Origin of the sequence: Streptosporangium subroseum, assembly GCF_900188345.1 — a bacterium.
Taxonomy (GTDB): domain Bacteria; phylum Actinomycetota; class Actinomycetes; order Streptosporangiales; family Streptosporangiaceae; genus Streptosporangium; species Streptosporangium subroseum.
The window spans coordinates 28,595-45,586 of record NZ_FZOD01000075.1 but is presented as its reverse complement, the minus strand read 5'-3'; the positions used below and the strand labels follow the sequence as shown (position 1 = coordinate 45,586).

General features: G+C 69.6%; 16 protein-coding genes. 5 read left to right on the top strand and 11 right to left on the bottom strand.

Annotated elements, in window-relative coordinates:
- Positions 1–977, bottom strand: a 977-nt coding sequence (locus CHC08_RS41270) for an LVIVD repeat-containing protein (protein WP_089212837.1), incomplete at its 3' end; no start/stop codon positions are given.
- 180 nt (positions 978–1,157) lie between these two features.
- On the opposite strand from CHC08_RS41270, the gene CHC08_RS41265 reads away from it, so the two are divergent.
- Entirely contained in the window at positions 1,158–1,787 is a 630-nt protein-coding gene (locus CHC08_RS41265; protein WP_089212836.1) for a DUF305 domain-containing protein, read from the top strand.
- Between the two features lie 217 nt (positions 1,788–2,004).
- On the opposite strand, the gene CHC08_RS41260 is transcribed toward CHC08_RS41265, so the two are convergent.
- Together CHC08_RS41260 and ahcY are read right to left on the bottom strand one after the other, a co-directional pair.
- On the bottom strand, positions 2,005–3,246 hold the full coding sequence (locus CHC08_RS41260; protein WP_179282508.1) for an adenosylhomocysteinase: 1,242 nt from the start codon (positions 3,244–3,246) through the stop codon (positions 2,005–2,007).
- A 61-nt stretch (positions 3,247–3,307) separates the two neighbouring features.
- Positions 3,308–4,735, bottom strand: coding sequence for an adenosylhomocysteinase (gene ahcY, locus CHC08_RS41255; RefSeq protein ID WP_089212834.1), 1,428 nt, complete (start codon positions 4,733–4,735; stop codon positions 3,308–3,310).
- A gap of 206 nt (positions 4,736–4,941) precedes the next feature.
- On the opposite strand from ahcY, the gene CHC08_RS41250 reads away from it, so the two are divergent.
- The 3 genes from CHC08_RS41250 to CHC08_RS41240 are packed head-to-tail and all read left to right on the top strand — an operon-like array spanning position 4,942 to position 7,270.
- Positions 4,942–5,277, top strand: a complete 336-nt coding sequence (locus tag CHC08_RS41250) for a MerR family transcriptional regulator (protein WP_089212833.1) — start codon at positions 4,942–4,944, stop codon at positions 5,275–5,277.
- Positions 5,278–5,318: 41 nt separating this feature from the next.
- Positions 5,319–6,521 (top strand): sensor histidine kinase, encoded by a 1,203-nt coding sequence (locus CHC08_RS41245; protein ID WP_089212832.1) that lies wholly within the window; start codon positions 5,319–5,321, stop codon positions 6,519–6,521.
- On the top strand, positions 6,518–7,270 hold the full coding sequence (locus CHC08_RS41240) for a response regulator (protein ID WP_089212831.1): 753 nt from the start codon (positions 6,518–6,520) through the stop codon (positions 7,268–7,270). Before CHC08_RS41245 ends, CHC08_RS41240 begins: the two co-directional genes overlap by 4 nt.
- Positions 7,271–7,449: 179 nt before the next feature.
- Here CHC08_RS41240 and CHC08_RS41235 read toward each other — a convergent pair whose 3' ends face one another.
- Genes CHC08_RS41235 through CHC08_RS41215 form a run of 5 tightly spaced genes read right to left on the bottom strand, consistent with a single transcriptional unit; the run spans position 7,450 to position 11,492 of the window.
- The gene (locus CHC08_RS41235) at positions 7,450–8,379 is read right to left on the bottom strand and encodes a cation diffusion facilitator family transporter (protein ID WP_089212830.1); all 930 of its coding nucleotides are present in this window, start codon (positions 8,377–8,379) and stop codon (positions 7,450–7,452) included.
- Between the two features lie 44 nt (positions 8,380–8,423).
- Positions 8,424–9,530 (bottom strand): SIS domain-containing protein, encoded by a 1,107-nt coding sequence (locus tag CHC08_RS41230; protein WP_089212829.1) that lies wholly within the window; start codon positions 9,528–9,530, stop codon positions 8,424–8,426.
- Positions 9,527–9,700 (bottom strand): Trm112 family protein, encoded by a 174-nt coding sequence (locus CHC08_RS41225; protein ID WP_089212828.1) that lies wholly within the window; start codon positions 9,698–9,700, stop codon positions 9,527–9,529. The genes CHC08_RS41230 and CHC08_RS41225 overlap by 4 nt, the downstream gene beginning before the upstream one ends.
- A gap of 4 nt (positions 9,701–9,704) precedes the next feature.
- Complete coding sequence (locus tag CHC08_RS41220) at positions 9,705–11,075, bottom strand: phosphomannomutase/phosphoglucomutase (protein WP_089212827.1); 1,371 nt, start codon at positions 11,073–11,075, stop codon at positions 9,705–9,707.
- 48 nt (positions 11,076–11,123) lie between these two features.
- Positions 11,124–11,492 carry a DUF3499 domain-containing protein gene (locus tag CHC08_RS41215; protein WP_089212826.1) on the bottom strand — a complete coding sequence of 123 codons (369 nt, stop codon included), beginning with the start codon at positions 11,490–11,492 and terminating at the stop codon, positions 11,124–11,126.
- 182 nt (positions 11,493–11,674) lie between these two features.
- Between CHC08_RS41215 and CHC08_RS41210 the strand changes: the two genes are divergently transcribed.
- Positions 11,675–12,130 (top strand): metallopeptidase family protein, encoded by a 456-nt coding sequence (locus CHC08_RS41210; RefSeq protein ID WP_089212825.1) that lies wholly within the window; start codon positions 11,675–11,677, stop codon positions 12,128–12,130.
- A 97-nt stretch (positions 12,131–12,227) separates the two neighbouring features.
- Here CHC08_RS41210 and CHC08_RS41205 read toward each other — a convergent pair whose 3' ends face one another.
- The 3 genes from CHC08_RS41205 to CHC08_RS41195 all read right to left on the bottom strand — a co-directional run bounded on the left by CHC08_RS41205 (position 12,228) and on the right by CHC08_RS41195 (position 16,943).
- Positions 12,228–13,643: a DUF5719 family protein gene (locus CHC08_RS41205; protein WP_089212824.1), complete on the bottom strand. Its 1,416-nt coding sequence runs from the start codon at positions 13,641–13,643 to the stop codon at positions 12,228–12,230.
- A complete protein-coding gene (locus CHC08_RS41200) occupies positions 13,640–16,510 on the bottom strand; it encodes a glycosyltransferase family 2 protein (RefSeq protein WP_089212823.1) in 2,871 nt (956 codons plus the stop codon). The genes CHC08_RS41205 and CHC08_RS41200 overlap by 4 nt, the downstream gene beginning before the upstream one ends.
- 172 nt (positions 16,511–16,682) lie before the next feature.
- Positions 16,683–16,943 (bottom strand): WhiB family transcriptional regulator, encoded by a 261-nt coding sequence (locus CHC08_RS41195; RefSeq protein WP_179282507.1) that lies wholly within the window; start codon positions 16,941–16,943, stop codon positions 16,683–16,685.
- Positions 16,944–16,992 lie beyond the last annotated feature (49 nt).

Below are 16,992 nucleotides of genomic sequence, written 5' to 3'. Positions count from 1 at the left end.
GCCTCGTTGCAGGTGGCCGCGCCGCCGCCACCGAGCTCGTCGGTGAAGATGACCTTGGTGCCCTCGTTGTTGAACGTCGCCGAGTGCCAGAACGCGAAGTTCTCGTCGTCGCGGACCGTCGCGGTGACCTTCGGGTTGACCGGGTCGGAGATGTCGAAGAGCACGCCCTCGCCCATGCAGGCTCCGGCCGCGATGTTCTTCTCCGGGTAGGCGGTGATGTCGTGGCAACCGGTCGTCGCGGAGGTGCGGAAGGGGTAGACCACGGTCGACGGGTCACCGGGGTTGCCGCCGTCCGGGAAGAGGACGGGGGTGTTGACGACCGCCGCCTCCGCCGGGTTCTGCAGCGGCACCTTGATGACCGAGATCTTGTCGTGCGGCGGCTGGCAGTCGGGGAAGCTCGCCGAGGGGCTGTAGGAGGAGGCGTACAGGTAAACGTTGCGCCGGTCCCTGCCCTTGCCGGGAACCATGGTGATGGTGTGCGCGCCGCAGTTGGTCTCGACCGACTTGATGTACTTCGGATTCTTCTTGTCGCTGATGTCGAAGATCCGGACGCCCTCCCACGACTCCTTGACCGACGCCGCCTGCCCAACGCTGCTGCAGGAGTCGTCGTTACGGGAGGAGTCGACCGCGCCGAAGAGCAGGTTCCCGGAGACGATCACGTCCATCTGGGAGCCCGGGCAGATCACCGAGCTGACGAGCGAGGTCTTCTCCGGCTTCTTGATGTCGTAGATCGAGAAGCCGTTGTAGTTGCCGACGAAGGCGTAGTTGCCCTGGAAGGCCATGTCGGTGTGGATGTTCGTCAGTTCCGCAGGCTTGGGCACATTGAGGACGTGCTGAATGTTCGAGCTCATAACGATCTGGCCAGGCGCAGGGATGTCCGCTGCCTGTGCGGGGCCGGTGGACAGAGCCATCGCGACGATGACCCCGCTCGCAACCAGGAATCGGCCGGTCAGGCCCTTCCTGAGGGGGGTGAACACTCGTGAACCTCCTTGGCACATGCGCTATAAGGTGCGCATAAATGCCTAAATAGTTCATCCTGTCCTACCGGTGACGCAAGCCATCACTGTGTCAGTAGTTGCTTCCGACATGCCGTCTTTACTCATCGGCCCAAAAAAGGTTACGGTCTTCCGTCGCAGCAGTTCCAAGAAGGAGGTCGGGTGCGCGTCGCGCTTATCGCCATGGTCGCCGTCACCTTGTCTCTCAGCGCGTGCAGCTCCGCTGAGAAACCGGCTGCCGCGCTCTCCACGGCCCCGATCATCGCGCCCGGCCGGCCGGGCGAGCCCGCCAGGACGCTCAGCCCGAGCGAGGCCGCCGTGGCCGTGCCCGCGCCCACCCCCAACGCGGTGGACGTGACGTACGTCCAGAACATGATCACTCATCATCGCCAGGCCATCGACATGGCGTCCCTCGCCCCGACCCGGGCCGATTCGGCCTCGTTGAAGGGCCTGGCCTCGCGCATCAAGGACGCCCAGGGGCCGGAGATCCAGTACATGACCTCCTGGTTGCAGCAGGAGGGGCAGAAGGTGCCGGATCACCACGCCGACCACGCGAGCATGCCGGGCATGGCCACCCCCGAGCAGATCGAGGCTCTCACGGCCGCCTCCGGCAAGGATTTCGACCGGCTCTTCCTCCAGCTGATGACCGCCCACCACCAGGGTGCGGTGACGATGTCCGAGCAGGTCCTGATCGGCGGCTCGCATCCGAAGATCGAGGAGCTCGCCAACGACGTCACCGCCACCCAGAGCGCCGAGATCCGCAGGATGCTGGAGATGGAGGCCTCACTGTGATGCGACGCCGCGAGGATGAAGGACTCCGAGGGCTCCCGGTCACGGAACGGCCCGCGGAACAACGATGAAGGCCCCCGTGAGCTCCCGGTCACGGGACAACTGACGGAACGGCCCGCCGAACAACGATGAAGGACCCCGGGGCTCCCGGTCACGGAACGGCCCGCCGAACAGCCCGGAACGGCCGGCGGACCACGACGCTACGAGCGAGCCACGGGGGCTATGAGCCGATCCGCCACGAGTGGAGATACTCCCGCTGGTCCGAGGTCAGCTCGTCCACCTCGATCCCGGCCGCGGCCAGCTTGAGCCGTGCCACCTCCACGTCGATCTCCTCCGGCACGTCGTAGACGCCCGGCGCCAGCCGTACGCGCTCGCGGGCCAGCCACGCGATGGCGAGCGCCTGGGCGGAGAAGGACATGTCCATGACGGCGGCCGGATGCCCCTCGGCGGCTGTCAGGTTCACCAGGCGGCCCTCGGCGAGCAGCAGGAGCCTGCGACCGTCGGCGAGGACGTACTCGTCGGTGTTGGGGCGTACGCCCCGGTGCACGGCCTGCGCCAGGTCGTCCAGGGCCCGGACGTCGATCTCGACATCGAAGTGGCCGGCGTTGGCCAGGATCGCGCCGTCCTTCATCACCGCCAGGTGCTCGCCCCTGATCACGTCGCGATTGCCGGTGACCGTGACGAACACGTCTCCGGCGCGGGCGGCGCTCGCCATCGATCGCACGTCGTAACCCTGCAGGGAGGCGTCCAGCGCCTTGACCGGGTCGATCTCGGTGACCACCACCCGGGCACCCAGGCCCCTGGCCCGCTCGGCCACGCCCCGCCCGCAGTAGCCGAACCCGGCGACCACCACGGTCTTGCCCGCGAGCAGGGTGTTGGTGGCGCGCATGATGCCGTCGAGGGTGGACTGGCCGGTGCCGTAGCGGTTGTCGAACATCCGCTTGGTCCGGGTGTCGTTGACCGCCACCACGGGGAACCTCAGAGCCTGCTCGGCGGCCATCTGCCGGAGCCGGATGATCCCGGTCGTGGTCTCCTCGCAGCCGCCGGAGACCGTCTCCAGCAGCTCGGTGCGCTCGGTGTGCAGGATGTTGACCAGGTCACAGCCGTCGTCGAGGACGATGTCCGGGAGGATGTCGAGCGCCTGGTGGATGTGGCGGTAGTAGGTCTCCATGGTCACCCCGGCCTGCGCGTGCACGGTGACCCCGTAGTCGCGGAGCGCCTCGGCGACGTCGTCCTGGGTGGACAGGGGGTTCGACGCGGCCAGCGCGACCTCGGCTCCGCCCGCCTTCAGCGCGCCCATGAGCACGGCGGTCTCGGCGGTCACGTGCAGGCACGCGGCGATCCGCAGCCCTTCGAGAGGCCGCTCGGCCGCGAACCGCTCCCCGACGGCGGTGAGCACCGGCATCGCCCGCGCCGCCCATCCGATCCGCCGTTCCCCCGCCGCAACCAGCGCGCTGTCCACGTTTCTCCCTATATCGCCCGAAGGCCCCCGCAGCTCTGCGGGGGCCTTGTGGAACAGCCGATCAGTAGCGGTAGTGGTCCGACTTGTAGGGGCCCTCGACGTCCACGCCGATGTACTCGGCCTGGGTCTTGGTGAGCGTGGTGAGCTTCACACCCAGGGCGTCCAGGTGGAGGCGGGCGACCTTCTCGTCCAGGTGCTTGGGCAGCACGTAGACGCCGACGGGGTAGGCGTCGGTCTTGGTGAACAGCTCGATCTGGGCGATCACCTGGTTGGTGAAGGAGTTGGACATGACAAACGAGGGGTGGCCGGTGGCGCAGCCCAGGTTCATCAGGCGGCCCTCGGCGAGCACGAGGATCTGACGGCCGTCGGGGAAGCGCCAGGTGTGGACCTGCGGCTTGATCTCGGTCTTCTCGATGCCCGGGATCTTGGCCAGCCCGGCCATGTCGATCTCGTTGTCGAAGTGACCGATGTTGGACACGATGGCGTTGTGCTTCATCCGGCCCATGTGGTCGGCCGTGATGATGTTGAAGTTGCCGGTCGTGGTGACGAAGATGTCGACGATGTCGACGACCTCGTCCAGCGTGGTGACCTGGAAGCCGTCCATGGCCGCCTGGAGCGCGCAGATCGGGTCGATCTCGGTGATGATGACGCGGGCGCCCTGACCCTTGAGCGCCTCGGCGCAGCCCTTGCCGACGTCGCCGTAACCGGCCACGAGGGCGACCTTGCCGCCGATCAGCACGTCGGTGGCGCGGTTGAGACCGTCGATGACCGAGTGGCGGCAGCCGTACTTGTTGTCGAACTTCGACTTGGTCACCGAGTCGTTGACGTTGATCGCCGGGAAGAGCAGCGAGCCGGTCTTGAACATCTCGTAGAGACGGTGGACACCGGTGGTGGTCTCCTCGGTGACACCCTTGATGCGCGAGGCGACCTGGGTCCACCGGTTCTCACTGGAGACCGTACGGCTGAGCAGATCGAGAACGATCTTCCACTCCTCCGGGTCGTCCTCGACCGCGCTGGGAACGGCGCCGGCCTTCTCGTACTCGGTGCCCTTGTGGACGAGCATGGTGGCGTCGCCACCGTCGTCGAGGATCATGTTGGGGCCTTCACCGCCGGGCCACGAGAGGGCCTGCTCGGTGCACCACCAGTACTCCTCCAGGGTCTCGCCCTTCCAGGCGAAGACCGGGACGCCCTGCGGGTCCTCGGGAGTGCCGTTCGGGCCGACGACGGTCGCGGCGGCCGCGTGGTCCTGGGTGGAGAAGATGTTGCAGCTGACCCAGCGGACCTCGGCGCCGAGCGCGACCAGGGTCTCGATGAGCACGGCGGTCTGAATGGTCATGTGCAGCGAGCCCATGATCTTCGCACCGGCCAGCGGCTGGGCCTCGGCGTACTCCGCACGGATGCTCATCAGGCCCGGCATCTCGTGCTCGGCGAGCTGGATCTCCTTGCGCCCGAAGGCCGCAAGGGAAAGGTCGGCGACCTTGAAGTCCATGTATTACCCCTCTGATTGATGGTCGCGCTCGCCTCGCACCCTCGCCGATCGCGTTGTTCTCGCGATCCCGCTTCGATCTCGGGCCGGGCTCGCCGCTCCACCGGAAACGTCGACGGTGCAAGTTTAGGCGGGTGACACCGCTCCGCGCATCTTTTGGAGGGGTAACCTGACACAAGAATGTAAGGATTCCTGGAAAGGGCTCGACGATGCGCATCACCGAGGCCGCGAAACGGCTGGGCATGTCCCCCCGGATGCTCCGCTACCGCGAGGCGCTCGGCCTGCTCCCCCCGGTCAGGAACCAGGGCGCGCACCGCCGGTTCGGCCCCGAGGAGCTCGCGGCCGTGGCCCAGGGCGTGGAGCTGGAGAAGAGGTTCGACATCTCCCCCGCCGAGCTGGCGTTCGCGCTGCGGATGCTGAGCGAGCCCACGGTGGCGCAGGCCGTACGGGAGCTGGGACTGCGGATCGGCCGCGTCCAGGCCCCGCGGCGGGCCCTGGACTTCGAGAAGGAGAAGGCGCTGCGCCTCCTCCAACGTCGCCCGTAGGAGTGACGACACCGGACCATCAGGACAGGACAATCCTCCTCATGGATGTCACCGCCAGGCTGACCCGCGCCGAGGAACGGGTAGCCGCCTTCGACCTCAAGCGCGTCATCGAATCACCGCTCACCACCATCGCCATCGCCGTCGCACTCGCGATCTTCGCATTCGTGGAGGTTTCGAGCAGGTGGAACGTGAGTCTCCTCACCCTGCTGGCGGCCCTGCTGGCCACCGCGCCACAGGCACTCCGCCGCTCCCAACCGTGGCTGGCCGTCGCCCTGACCCTCCTGGGGGCTACCGGGCTGCTGATGGCCGGCGTGACCCGGCTTCCCGTCGCGGTCGGCCTCTCGGGCGTGCTCTCCTTCTACACGATCCTGCGCCTGCTCAGCCGTAGAGCCGCGTGGATCCTGACGGCGAGCGTCGGGGCGCTCCTCTCCGCCGGGTTCGCCACCGTCCTCAGGCCGTACCGGGACTTCCAAGACGGAAGCATCACCAGGCCGTACTGGGACTTCCAAGGCGGGATCATCACCATGATCGCCATATTGGGCATGGTCGTGGCGACGGCGCTCCTGGCGGACGTACGGCGCAGCCGTACCGAGATCAAGGAGGTCCGTGCCGACAACCTGGAGACCCTCCGGGAGCAGGCCGCGATGGCCGAGCGGGCGAGGATCGCGCGGGAGATGCACGACATCGTGGCCCACTCGGTATCGATGATCGCCGTCCAGGCCGAGACCGCCCCCTACACCCTCGAAGGGCTCGACGACCGGACCAAGCAGGAGTTCGCCGAGATCGCGGCCAGTGCGCGCACGACGCTCACCGAGATGCGCCGCCTGCTCGGCGTACTCCGCGCCGATGTCACCACCGCGCCGGAGACCGCGCCACAACCGGGGCTGGCGCTGCTTCCCGAACTCCTCGAACGGCACGAGGGCGTCGTCGATCTGGATGTGGTCGGCGACGCTGAGCCGGTGCCGCAGGCCGTGGACGTCTCGGCCTACCGGATCGTCCAGGAGGCGCTGACCAACGCCCGCGTCCACGCTCCCGGCGCCCGCGTCTCGATCGAGCTCACCTACCGCCCGGCGATGCTGGTGCTGCGCATCGCCGACGACGGCCCCGGCCCGTCCGGAAGCACCTCGGACGGGCACGGCCTGGTCGGCATGCGCGAGCGCGCCGTGGCCCTGGGCGGCTGGTTCAACGCCGGTCCCGGTCCCGCCGGAGGCTTCCTCATCCAGGCGGGACTCCCCCTGGAATGACCTCCTCCGACCGCCACCGAGCCTCCCCCGACCGCCACCGGTCCCCCTCGGACCCGACGTCCTCGGGCGATCACGCCGATCTCCCCGGCACGGCATCGGCGGACGACCGGACCAGCGTGCTGATCGCCGACGATCAGCCGGTCGTGCTGCGAGGGTTCGCGGCGGTGCTCAGTGCCCAGCCCGACCTCACCGTCGTGGGCAGGGCCGAGGACGGGGCACAGGCCGTACGGCTGGCGCGGGAGACCCGTCCCGACGTCGCGCTCCTCGACATCCGGATGCCGGTGATGAACGGGATCGAGGCGGCCCGCCGGATCATGGAGGCCGGGACGACCAGGATCATCATGATCACCACGTTCGATCTGGACGACTACGTGTACGACGCGCTCACCGCGGGGGCGAGCGGGTTCCTGCTCAAGGACGTCCGGGCGAACGACCTGGCCGAGGCCGTCAGGACGGTGGCCCGCGGCGACGCGCTGCTCGCCCCGAGGATCACCAGGCGGCTGATCGCCGAGTTCTCCCGGCAGCGGCGGCCGTCTCCGGCCGGCAGCCCGCTGACGCCGCGTGAGACCGAGGTCCTGCGGCTGATCGCCCGGGGCCTCTCCAACGCCGAGATAGCGGCCGGTCTCGTGGTCACCGAACACACCGTCAAGACCCACGTGGCGCGACTGCTGGCCAAACTCGGCCTGCGCGACCGGACCCAGGCCGTCATTCACGCCTACGAGTCGGGCCTGGTCCTGCCGCGCGACTGAGCCGCCTCACACCCCGCCACGTCCTCGAGCCCCGTCCATGCCCGGCCGGGCATGAGGGTTCGGACGCCGCACCGGGGCGGACCCGGACGAACGCGGAGGGGCTCCGACACGTGGTGTCGGAGCCCCTCCGCGTTCGAGATATCCGGGCGTCCTCGCCCCGGCGGGGTGAGACGCCGAGGTCAGACCTTACCGTTGATCTTGGCTCTGTCGAGGTCGGGCTCAAGGTAGATGACGCGGGCCATCGGGACGGCTTCGCGGATGCGCTGCTCGGCCTCGTTGATGCCGCGGGCCACCTCGGCGGCCGTGTCGTCGTGATCCACCGCGATCTTGGCGGCGACCAGGATCTCCTCCGGGCCCAGGTGGAGCGTGCGCATGTGGATGACCCGGGCGACCTCGGGTGTGCTCTCCAGCGCGCCGAGGATCTGCTTCTCGATCTCCGGGCCCGCGCCCTCGCCGATGAGCAGCGACTTGGTCTCGATCGCCAGGATGACCGCGATGATCGCGAGCAGGACGCCGATCGCGAGGGTGCCGATGCCGTCCCAGACACCGTCACCGGTGATCACCGCCATGGCCACGCCGAACAGCGCGAGGACCAGGCCGACCAGCGCGCCCAGGTCCTCCAGCACGATGACCGGCAACTCGGGTGACTTGGAGCGGCGGATGAACTGCACCCAGGACTGGTTGCCCCGGACCGTGTTGGACTCCTTGATCGCGGTGCGGAAGGAGAACGACTCCGCGATGATCGCGAAGATCAGCACCCCGAAGGCGACGATCGGCGTCTCGACCTTGTGCGGGTCCTGGATCTTGTGCCAGCCCTCGTAGAGGGAGAACAGCGAACCGATCGTGAACAGCACGACCGCCACGACGAAGGCGTAGAAGTAACGCTCCCGGCCATAGCCGAACGGGTGCTCCGGCGTCCGGTTCCGCGCCGCCCTCTTCCCGCCGACCAGCAGTAACACCTGGTTACCCGAGTCGGCGAGCGAGTGGATCGACTCGGCAAGCATCGACGAGGAGGTCGTGATCAGGAAGGCCACGAACTTGGCCACCGCGATCGCGAGGTTCGCAGCCAGTGCCGCGATGATCGCCTTAGTACCGCCGCCCGCGCTCACGGGAACCTCCACTTACGTTGTCCCGAAAAGGTCGAGACAGGATCCTATTGGGAAATTCTCGCCCTGAGTTCTGTGATCGCTGACACCGGGTTCGGGTCGATCCCGTACCCCAGAGCGAGGTATGTACTCGCGTAGTCGCCCAATTCGATCAATGTCGCGAGCCGCTCCAGCGGATGTGTCCCCTCGGCGAGGATCTGGGTGACCGGCACGTCCCGGTCCTGCGCCAGTCGTACGGACGTCTCGCGGCGCTTCGCGACCCGCGGATGCTCCTCCACGTCACGCAGCACGAACAGCCGTAGCGACCGCCCGCTCTCGTCGGCGAAAATGTCTCGCCCGGCCAGCGGACCGTCGAAGACGGCCATCTGGTTGTGGTTGACCTCGGGGATCTCACCCCAGACCGCGGGATATTTGCCGTTCTCGTTGAGCTGGCAGGACCACCGGTAGGCCGCGATGGCGGCCAGCGGCGAGGACCCCCAGATCATCGGCACCGTCTCGGCGATCTCCATGGCCAGAGACTTACCCGGGTTGATGAACGACTCGCTCGCCGGGCGGCAGCGGTGGGCGATGTCCTCCAGACGCTTGGCCACGCCCTCGAACACCTCCTCGCCGGCCTCGATCAGGCCGAGCTCGGCGGCGGCGACGACCAGCGGGGTCGTCAGCGCCCACACGGCGGTGCGGGGCTGCCCGCCGCCCTCGACGGGCACGAACGGCGCGCCCGCCTGGCGGGCGATCGCATGCAACGGCGAGTCGAGCGCGCCCAGGGCGAGCAGGCGGCATCCTCGGCGGACGGCCTCGGTCGCCGCCGCCAGCGTCTCCTCGGTCCTGCCCGAATACGACACCGCGATCACCAGGTCGGTCGCGCCGACCCAGCCGGGCAGCCGGTAGGACCGCACGGTCACGATCTGCAGAGGGGCCCCGGGACCGCACACCACGTTGAGGATGTCACCGGCGAGGCCCGACCCGCCCATCCCCACGACCACGACGGCACGGGGCCGGCCATCCCTGGCCAGCGCCGACAGGTCCGTCTCGCGTGCGGCGCGGTGGGAGGTGCGGACCTGTGCCGCCGAGGTGGCCACCGCCCGTAACATGCCCGCCGGGTCGCCCTCGGTCAGCTGCTTCTGATCGTCGAGCCGATCCGGCTCCCAGTTCACGACTTTCGCGCCTCGTCCACCAGCAGCACCGGGATGTCGTCCCGGACCGGATACACCAGGCCGCAGTCGGCGGAGGTGCAGAACAGCTCGTCCGTCTCGGGCTCGGCGCGCAACGGGGATTTGCAGTTGGGGCAGGCCAGGATCTCCAGCAGCCAGTCGTCGATCTTCACTCGTTCAGCTCCTCACGACAGCGAGGACTTCGTCCCTGATCGCTGCCATCTGAATCTCGTCGGCCGCCTCGGCGTTCAGCCTGAGCAACGGCTCTGTATTGGACGGACGAAGGTTAAACCACCATCCGGGGCCGGAGACGGTCAGACCGTCCAGCTCGTCGAAGGTGACATCGTCTCGGGCGGCGAACGTCTCACGAACCCGCTCGGTCGCTCCCACCTGGTCGGCGACCGTGCTGTTGATTTCCCCGGAGGCCGCGTAACGAGTGTAGTCGGCGAGGATCTCCGACAGTGACCGGTCCTGCTCGCCCAGCGCGGCCAGCACGTGCATCGCGGCCAGCATGCCGGAGTCGGCGAACCAGAAGTCCCTGAAGTAGTAGTGCGCGGAGTGCTCGCCGCCGAAGACCGCATCGGTCCTGGCCATCTCGGCCTTGATGAACGAATGGCCCACCCGGGTGCGGACCGGCCTGCCGCCGTGCTCGGCGACGATCTCCGGAACGCCCCGCGAGGTGATCAGGTTGTGGATGATCGTTGCGCCCGGATGCTTGACGAGCTCGCGCGCCGCGACCAGCGCGGTGATCGTGGACGGGGAGACCGACTCGCCGCGCTCGTCGATCACCCAGCAGCGGTCGGCGTCGCCGTCGAAGGCCAGGCCGATGTCGGCGCCGACGTCGAGCACGGCCTTCTGCAGGTCGCGCAGGTTCTCCGGCTCGATCGGGTTGGCCTCGTGGTTGGGGAAGTCGCCGTCCAGCTCGAAGTAGAGGGCGGTCAGCTCGACGGGCAGCCCCTCGAACACCACCGGGACGGTGTGACCGCCCATCCCGTTGCCCGCGTCGACCACGACCCGCAGGCGCCGGATGCCCGACAGATCCACCAGCGCGCGCAGGTGGTCGGCATAGCCTCGCAACAGGTCCCGCGTGGACACGGTCCCGACGGCGCTGTCGGCGCCGCCGTCGTCGCCGATGGAGCCCGCCTTCAGGATCTCGGCGGCCCGGTCGCGGATCTGGGTGAGCCCGGTGTCACTCCCGATCGGCACGGCGCCCGCCCTGCACATCTTCATGCCGTTGTAGCGGGCCGGATTGTGGCTGGCGGTGAACATCACGCCGGGCAGGGCGAGGCTGCCGCTCGCGTAGTAGAGCAGGTCGGTGGAGCCCAGACCCGTGTTGACGACGTCGGCTCCCCGCGAGGTCGCCCCGCGGGTGAAGGCCTCGGCCAGAGGTCCCGACGAGGCGCGCATGTCGTGTGCCACGACGGCGGTCCGCGCGCCGGTCACCTCCACGAAGGCCGCACCGACCGCCTCCGCCGTCTCCTCGTCGAACTCGTCCGGCACGACGCCTCGAACGTCATACGCCTTGAAGATCTTGGCGAGGTCGCCCACTCCAGCTCCGCCCTTTACGTCGTGTCTGCTGATCCCAGACTAGTAGGGTCAACGGTCGCGCTGGGGCTGAGCCGAACGGAGCACTCGCAGATGGCCTCGCCGCCCGACCTCGACCCCCTGGCCGACAGGTTCGGTGCCGTCGGTCGGAGCGGGCCTGGCGGCCTCGCGGACCGCGTTGGCGAGGGCCTCGAGGTCGTCCGTGCTCGGCGGTGCTCCGTCTGTGGGCAGGCGGACCACCTCCCAGCCGCGGGGCGCGGTCAGCCGCTCGGCGTGCTCGGCACACAGGTCGTAACAGTGCGGCTCGGCGTACGTCGCCAAGGGCCCGAGAACAGCGGTCGAATCGGCGTAGACGTACGTGAGCGTGAAAACGGCAGGCTGACTGCACGCGGTGCGGGAACAGCGGCGGACGGGGCTCACGGTGGGACCGTATCCGGTAAGCGTCCGAGGCGCCACTATCTGAGCGCTCTTAACGAGCGTGTCGCCACAATTCGGACACGTGTCCCGGCTTCCACCCGCCTGTACGGCTTACGCCCCCTGATTGAACTTTCCCCGCCGCGACTTCTTCCCGCGTCCGCTCCAGGCACGTCTAAGCTTGGGCCGTGAGTTCGGCACCCGGTAGTCCCCGCCCTCCCCGCAGACGCGACCGACACGGCCGCGGCCTGCGCGGTCCGCTCGCGCCCTCCCACGTGCCGATCGCCAAGGCCCGCAGCGAACGCTTCGACGACCTCGTCCTGGATGCCGTGGATCGGCTCAAACCCCGCTGGGCCAAGCAGTTGGCGTCGGTGGAGTTCGCGGTCGAGGAGGTGCCGCCGATCAGCGACCTGGGCGACGGCCCCGAGCTTCTCACCGGCGAGCCGATCCCGTTCGGCCGATCCGAGCCCGCCGCGGGCAACCGCCCGGCCGTCGTGATCATTTACCGGCGCCCCCTGGAGGGCCGCGCCCGTGACCGCGACCACCTCGGCGCGATGGTCCACGACGCGGTGGTCGAGCAGATCGCCGGGCTCCTGGGGCTGTCCCCGGAGTCGATCGACCCCGGCTTCGAAGAGGGCGACTGAGCGCCGGCCCCTGAGCTTCGGCACCCCCGAGATTTCAGGACCTCGGGACTTCGACACCCCGAGGTTCAAGACCTCGGTACCTCAAAGCTCCAGGGCCTCAGGGCAGCACCGTCGCCACCGACTCGGTGATCGGGGGAACCAGCGCCCACAGGCGGGCGGGGGCCAGCGGCTGTGCGGTCAGCACGAGGCCGCCCTTGACCGGCTCGTCCATCACCCGCCCGCCGTACACCGGCCCCGAACCCGGCAGCGGCAGCACGACCACCGAGAAGGCGTCGCCCATCTTGGGCAGCTTGATCTCCCTGGTCCGTGACGCCGCGATGTTCACCTCGACCGGCGGGGGTGCCTCGCCCTTGCGCGGCACCACCTGCACGTTCACCTTCCCCGCCGCCTCCGGCGCGGTCAGCAGGAGCCGGGAGCTCTTCTTTCCGCCCGTGCGGTTGTCGGCGACCACGCTGCCCAGGTCGATCGGGGTCGCCCCGGCGGTGAAGGCCACCTCGCTCCTCGCGCCGGTTCCGGTGACGCTCACCCCGGCCACGATCGGCGTGTCCGAGGTGAGCACGAGCGCGGAGGGCTGACCGCCGATCCCGCTGGACAGGTCGAGGGTGGCGACGGAGCCCGCGGGCACCTCGACCAGCTCGCGGCCCTTGAGGGCGTAGGTGCCGTCGGGAGTGAGCGCCTTGACCTCGACCAGGGTGTCGGCCTCGGATATGGAGGCGACGAGCAGTTCGCGCTTGCCGCCGCCGCCCGGGATGCCCGGCACCACGACACGGGTCGCGGGAGGGGCGGACACCGGCAGCCAGTCGACGCCCCGCCCGTTGTTCATGACCGCCCGGGCCGCGGCGGTGACCCTGCCGGAGCTGGTGCGCACCTCGACGGCCATCACCAGGGGTGAGGACGCCAGGTCCCTGACGTCGATCGTACGGCTCTCGCCCGGCTTGATCGTGAACGCGCCGCCGGAGTCGCCGACCACCGGGCCCTCGCCGGAGTAGACCATGATCTCCACGATGGCCGGAGCGAGGTCGGCGTTGGTGAGGTGGAGCGTGACGTCGGCCGCGGACGGTCCCGGCCCGATCAGCCAGGTGCTCGCGACCGGCTCGGCACACCGTACTCCGGCCAGCCCCCGCTGCGCGCCCGCCGTCTCCTCGCGGGTCTGCGCCGCCTCCAGGCCCGCGGCCATGCTCCCGGTGGCCGTCACGACGAGGGGCGGAGACTTCGCGGGGATCTTCTCGTGCCAGAGGTTGCCGGGGGTGTCCAGGGTGGCGAGGGTCTTGCCCTTCGCGTCGAGCGTCGTGGCTCCCGGGCCCTGGCCGCCCGGCGGGGTGACCACGCCGACGTCGGTGTCGCCGGGATCGGGGCAGACGGCCGTCACGGAGGCGACGGGCACCTTCTGAGCCTTGGGCACGGGCATGGCGACGGCCTTCGGCTGGGTCGCGAAGGCCACGCCGTACAGGGCGAGCAGGGCCACCAGGACGAGGACCAGGAGGCCGAACCTGTTCTCGATCAGGGATTTCACCGGGTGGCCAGCTCTCTCACGGGCTCGGACCTGTCCTGCGGGGCCTGCTCGTCGGTCTCGGTCCGTGAGCCGGGCGCCGCCAGGACTGAGACGACCAGCACCATCAGGGCCTGTGCCAAGAGCCAGCGACTGTGCCAGGGGTCATCGGGCGGGGCGGGGGGAAGGGTGGCGGGCTGGACCAGCCGCCACACGCCGACCGTGCGGGACAGGCTCATCCTGGCCAGGGCCGGCTGGGAGTCCAGCGCGTGGCTGATCTCCGGATCCACCGGTGCGGTCATCACGACGTACTGCACGCCGTGGGTCACCAGCACGCGGGCGTCGTCGCCGCCCCTGCCCGACACCAGCCCGGCCACGGCGATACGGACCTGCTCGCGGGGGCCGTCGGGCACGGGGATGTCGGCCTCGCCGACCACCGGGGTCCGGCCACGCAGCACGGTGAAGGTCAGCGCGCCCTGCTTGGCGCGGAGGATCAGGGTCCGCTCGCCGCCGGCGGAGTTGACCGCCGCCAGCGCGGGTACCACCTCGCGCACGGTTCCGCTGATCGGCCCCTCCACGCCCTTGGTGATCCACATGCCCGCAGCGAGCAGCGGTGTGGAGAACGCGACGAGCACGACGGCCAGTGCGGCGATCCTGCGCGTCCCGCCCGCCGCGTAGAACTCGGCGATCCGGTGGGCGGTGAGGGCGGCCACCATGAGCATGCCCGTGGCGGCGAAGGCCAGCGGCACTCCCGGCCAGGCGGGCGCCTGGGCATCGCCGTTCAGGGAGGTGACCGGGGTCCTGCTGACCAGGATCGCCACCAGCACGCCGAAGAGCGCGACGCCCCAGCCGACCGCGATGATCATCCGGTTGCGGCGCATCAGCAGCGCGCCCAGGCAGGCGGCTATGAGGCCTCCCGTCACCCACAGCGGCGGCATTCCGGGACCGCCGGGGCTGAGCAGCAGCAGCGACTCGGCGGGCAGCCGGGGGTCGACCAGGCCGGGCTGGTGCAGCCCGGCCTCCAGCAGGAGCTGCCCCGGGTTCCTGACCATCTGGGCCAGCCAGGGGAACAGCAGTGCCGGCGGGACCCCGAACGCGATGACCACCGAGACGACGACGCCCCGGCGCGGAAAGGCCAGTGCGGCCAGCGCGCCGAGGATCGCGGTGAGGGGGTAGACCAGCGGGGCGAAGGCCGTGCCGACGGCCAGGAGGAGACCGAGGCCCCAGGCGGCGCGGCGGGCGCGGCGGCGTTCTCCCGCGAGCACGGTGGTGGCCAGCGCCGCGTAGACGGGCAGCAGCACGAAGACCACGGCGGTGCCGAGCCGTCCGGCGGAGATCGTGCCGGTGGCCACGGGCAGCAGCGCGTAGGAGGAGGCCAGCCAGACGCGGGTCCACCGTCCGGAGATCAACGACCGGGTCGCCGCGTAGGCGGAGAACCCGGCCAGCGGCACGCAGCCGAGCAGGAGCAGGGAGACCGCGAGCCAGGTCTTGCCGAGCAGCACCGTAGACAGCGCGGCCAGCACCGCGACATACGGCGGAGCCCACCCGTCGCTGCCCAGACCCGTCTGGTGGTATCCCTCGGTATAGAGGTTCCATAGGTCGGAGGCCCCGCCGACCACCGGGACGAGCGCGCCGCCTCCCATCCTGGCGCCGCCGAGCAGGGCGCGCTCCGCGATCAGCGTGACCAGGGCCAGCGCCAGGAAGAGCAGGACGCCCGGGTTGCTGAAGGTTCGCTGCAGCACCCCGGCATCGGCGAGCAGCTCCTCTCCGTCCTCCTCCTGCTGCGTGGGGGCAACGAGATGGTGCCTGCCCGCGGACTCCACAAAACCGGCCCCGGCGAGGTAACTCTGGGCCCGGTCCGCGAGCCGCCGGTAGCCCGCGCCCGGCGGGGTCAGCAGCCGGCTGATCGCCGCGTAGCTCTGCTTGCGCCCCTTGGCCCGGGCGCGCCGGGCTCTGATGATCCGGGTGGGATGGCCGAACACCGAGCCGAACGCGGCGAACTCGTCCATCGCGTTGGCGGGCTGCTTGGCCACCAGGAACAGCACCGTACGGAAGATCGAGCCGAACAGGTTGCGGACCAGCGCCCACAGCAGGGGCCGGAACGGCAGGTTCGCCATGACCACGAAGATGGCGTTACGGCGGTCCAGGCGGCGGGGGTGGTCGCCGCTGGCGGTGATGCGACGCCGGCGGCGGGTGGCGGCCTCGGCGTGCCAGGCGACCGCCGAGGGGACGTTCTGCACGCGGTGCCCGGCGGCCCTGACCCGCCAGCACAGGTCGAGGTCGTCACGGAACAGCGGCAGGGCGGGGTCGAGCCCGCCCACCTCGTCCCAGACGTCCCTGCGGATCAGCATCCCCGCGCTGGAGACCGAGAGCACGTCCTTGATGCCGTCGTCGTACTGCCCCTGGTCGAACTCGCGGGCCTCCAGCCCGGTGTCCCTGCGGCCCGTACGGTCGACGGTGACGCCGAGCTCCAGCAGGAGCCGCCGGTCCATCCAGTCGCGGAGCTTCGGGCCGAGCACTCCGGCCTTGGGATCCTGGTCCGCGGCCCAGAGCAGGGTCTGCAGGGCTCGGGCGTCCGGCGCGCAGTCGTCGTGCAGCAGCCAGATCCACTCCTGCCCCCCGCCGGGTCCCAGGCGGTCGAGCACCTCGGCGACGGCCTGGCCGAAGCCGGTCGAGCGAGGGAGGGTGAGCACGGCGTTCGGGCCGAGGGAGCCGGTCAGCAGTGTGGCGCTGCCGTCCCTGCTGCCGTTGTCCACCCCGACGACCCGGTCCACGGGCCGGGTCTGCTTGAGCAGTGCCTCAAGGGTCTCCCCCAGCCAGCGGGCGCCGTCGTGGGACACGACGATCGCGGTGACGGTGTGGTGGGTGCGTGGGGGGTCGGTGATGGACATACGTCCCGCGGTTCAGAGGGGGGTGCTGATCGGCGACAACGATACGGCACCCTATGTCCCTCTACGTCTTATGCCTGGTCGTATGCACAAAAAAAGGGCCACGCGACCGGCCGGCCACGTGGCCCCTGGAGATATTCGCCAAGCGTCCTCAATGGACGCCACGCACTGCCTGTCAGACTGCCTCACGCTTGATCCGGCGGCGTTCCCGCTCGGAGAGCCCACCCCATATGCCAAACCGCTCATCATGCTCAAGTGCGTACTCAAGACACTCGGCACGCACTTCACAGGAGCGGCATACCTTCTTGGCCTCCCGAGTGGAGCCTCCCTTCTCCGGGAAGAACGCCTCGGGGTCGGTCTGCGCACACAAGGCGCGTTCCTGCCAGCCAAGCTGCTCTTCAGCGATGCTGTCCTGTGCGATGACCAGGTCGGTCACTGCACACCTCCCTGCCGCACGCCCGCAAATGGAGCCCCCCATATGAACG

Bases quoted from the DNA above. Each gene is read 5' to 3' on its own strand.
- ahcY (WP_089212834.1), bottom strand. From the start codon at position 4,735: ATGGACTTCAAGGTCGCCGACCTTTCCCTTGCGGCCTTCGGGCGCAAG.
- CHC08_RS41250 (WP_089212833.1), top strand. From the start codon at position 4,942: ATGCGCATCACCGAGGCCGCGAAACGGCTGGGCATGTCCCCCCGGATG.
- CHC08_RS41245 (WP_089212832.1), top strand. From the start codon at position 5,319: ATGGATGTCACCGCCAGGCTGACCCGCGCCGAGGAACGGGTAGCCGCC.
- CHC08_RS41240 (WP_089212831.1), top strand. From the start codon at position 6,518: ATGACCTCCTCCGACCGCCACCGAGCCTCCCCCGACCGCCACCGGTCC.
- CHC08_RS41200 (WP_089212823.1), bottom strand. From the start codon at position 16,510: ATGTCCATCACCGACCCCCCACGCACCCACCACACCGTCACCGCGATC.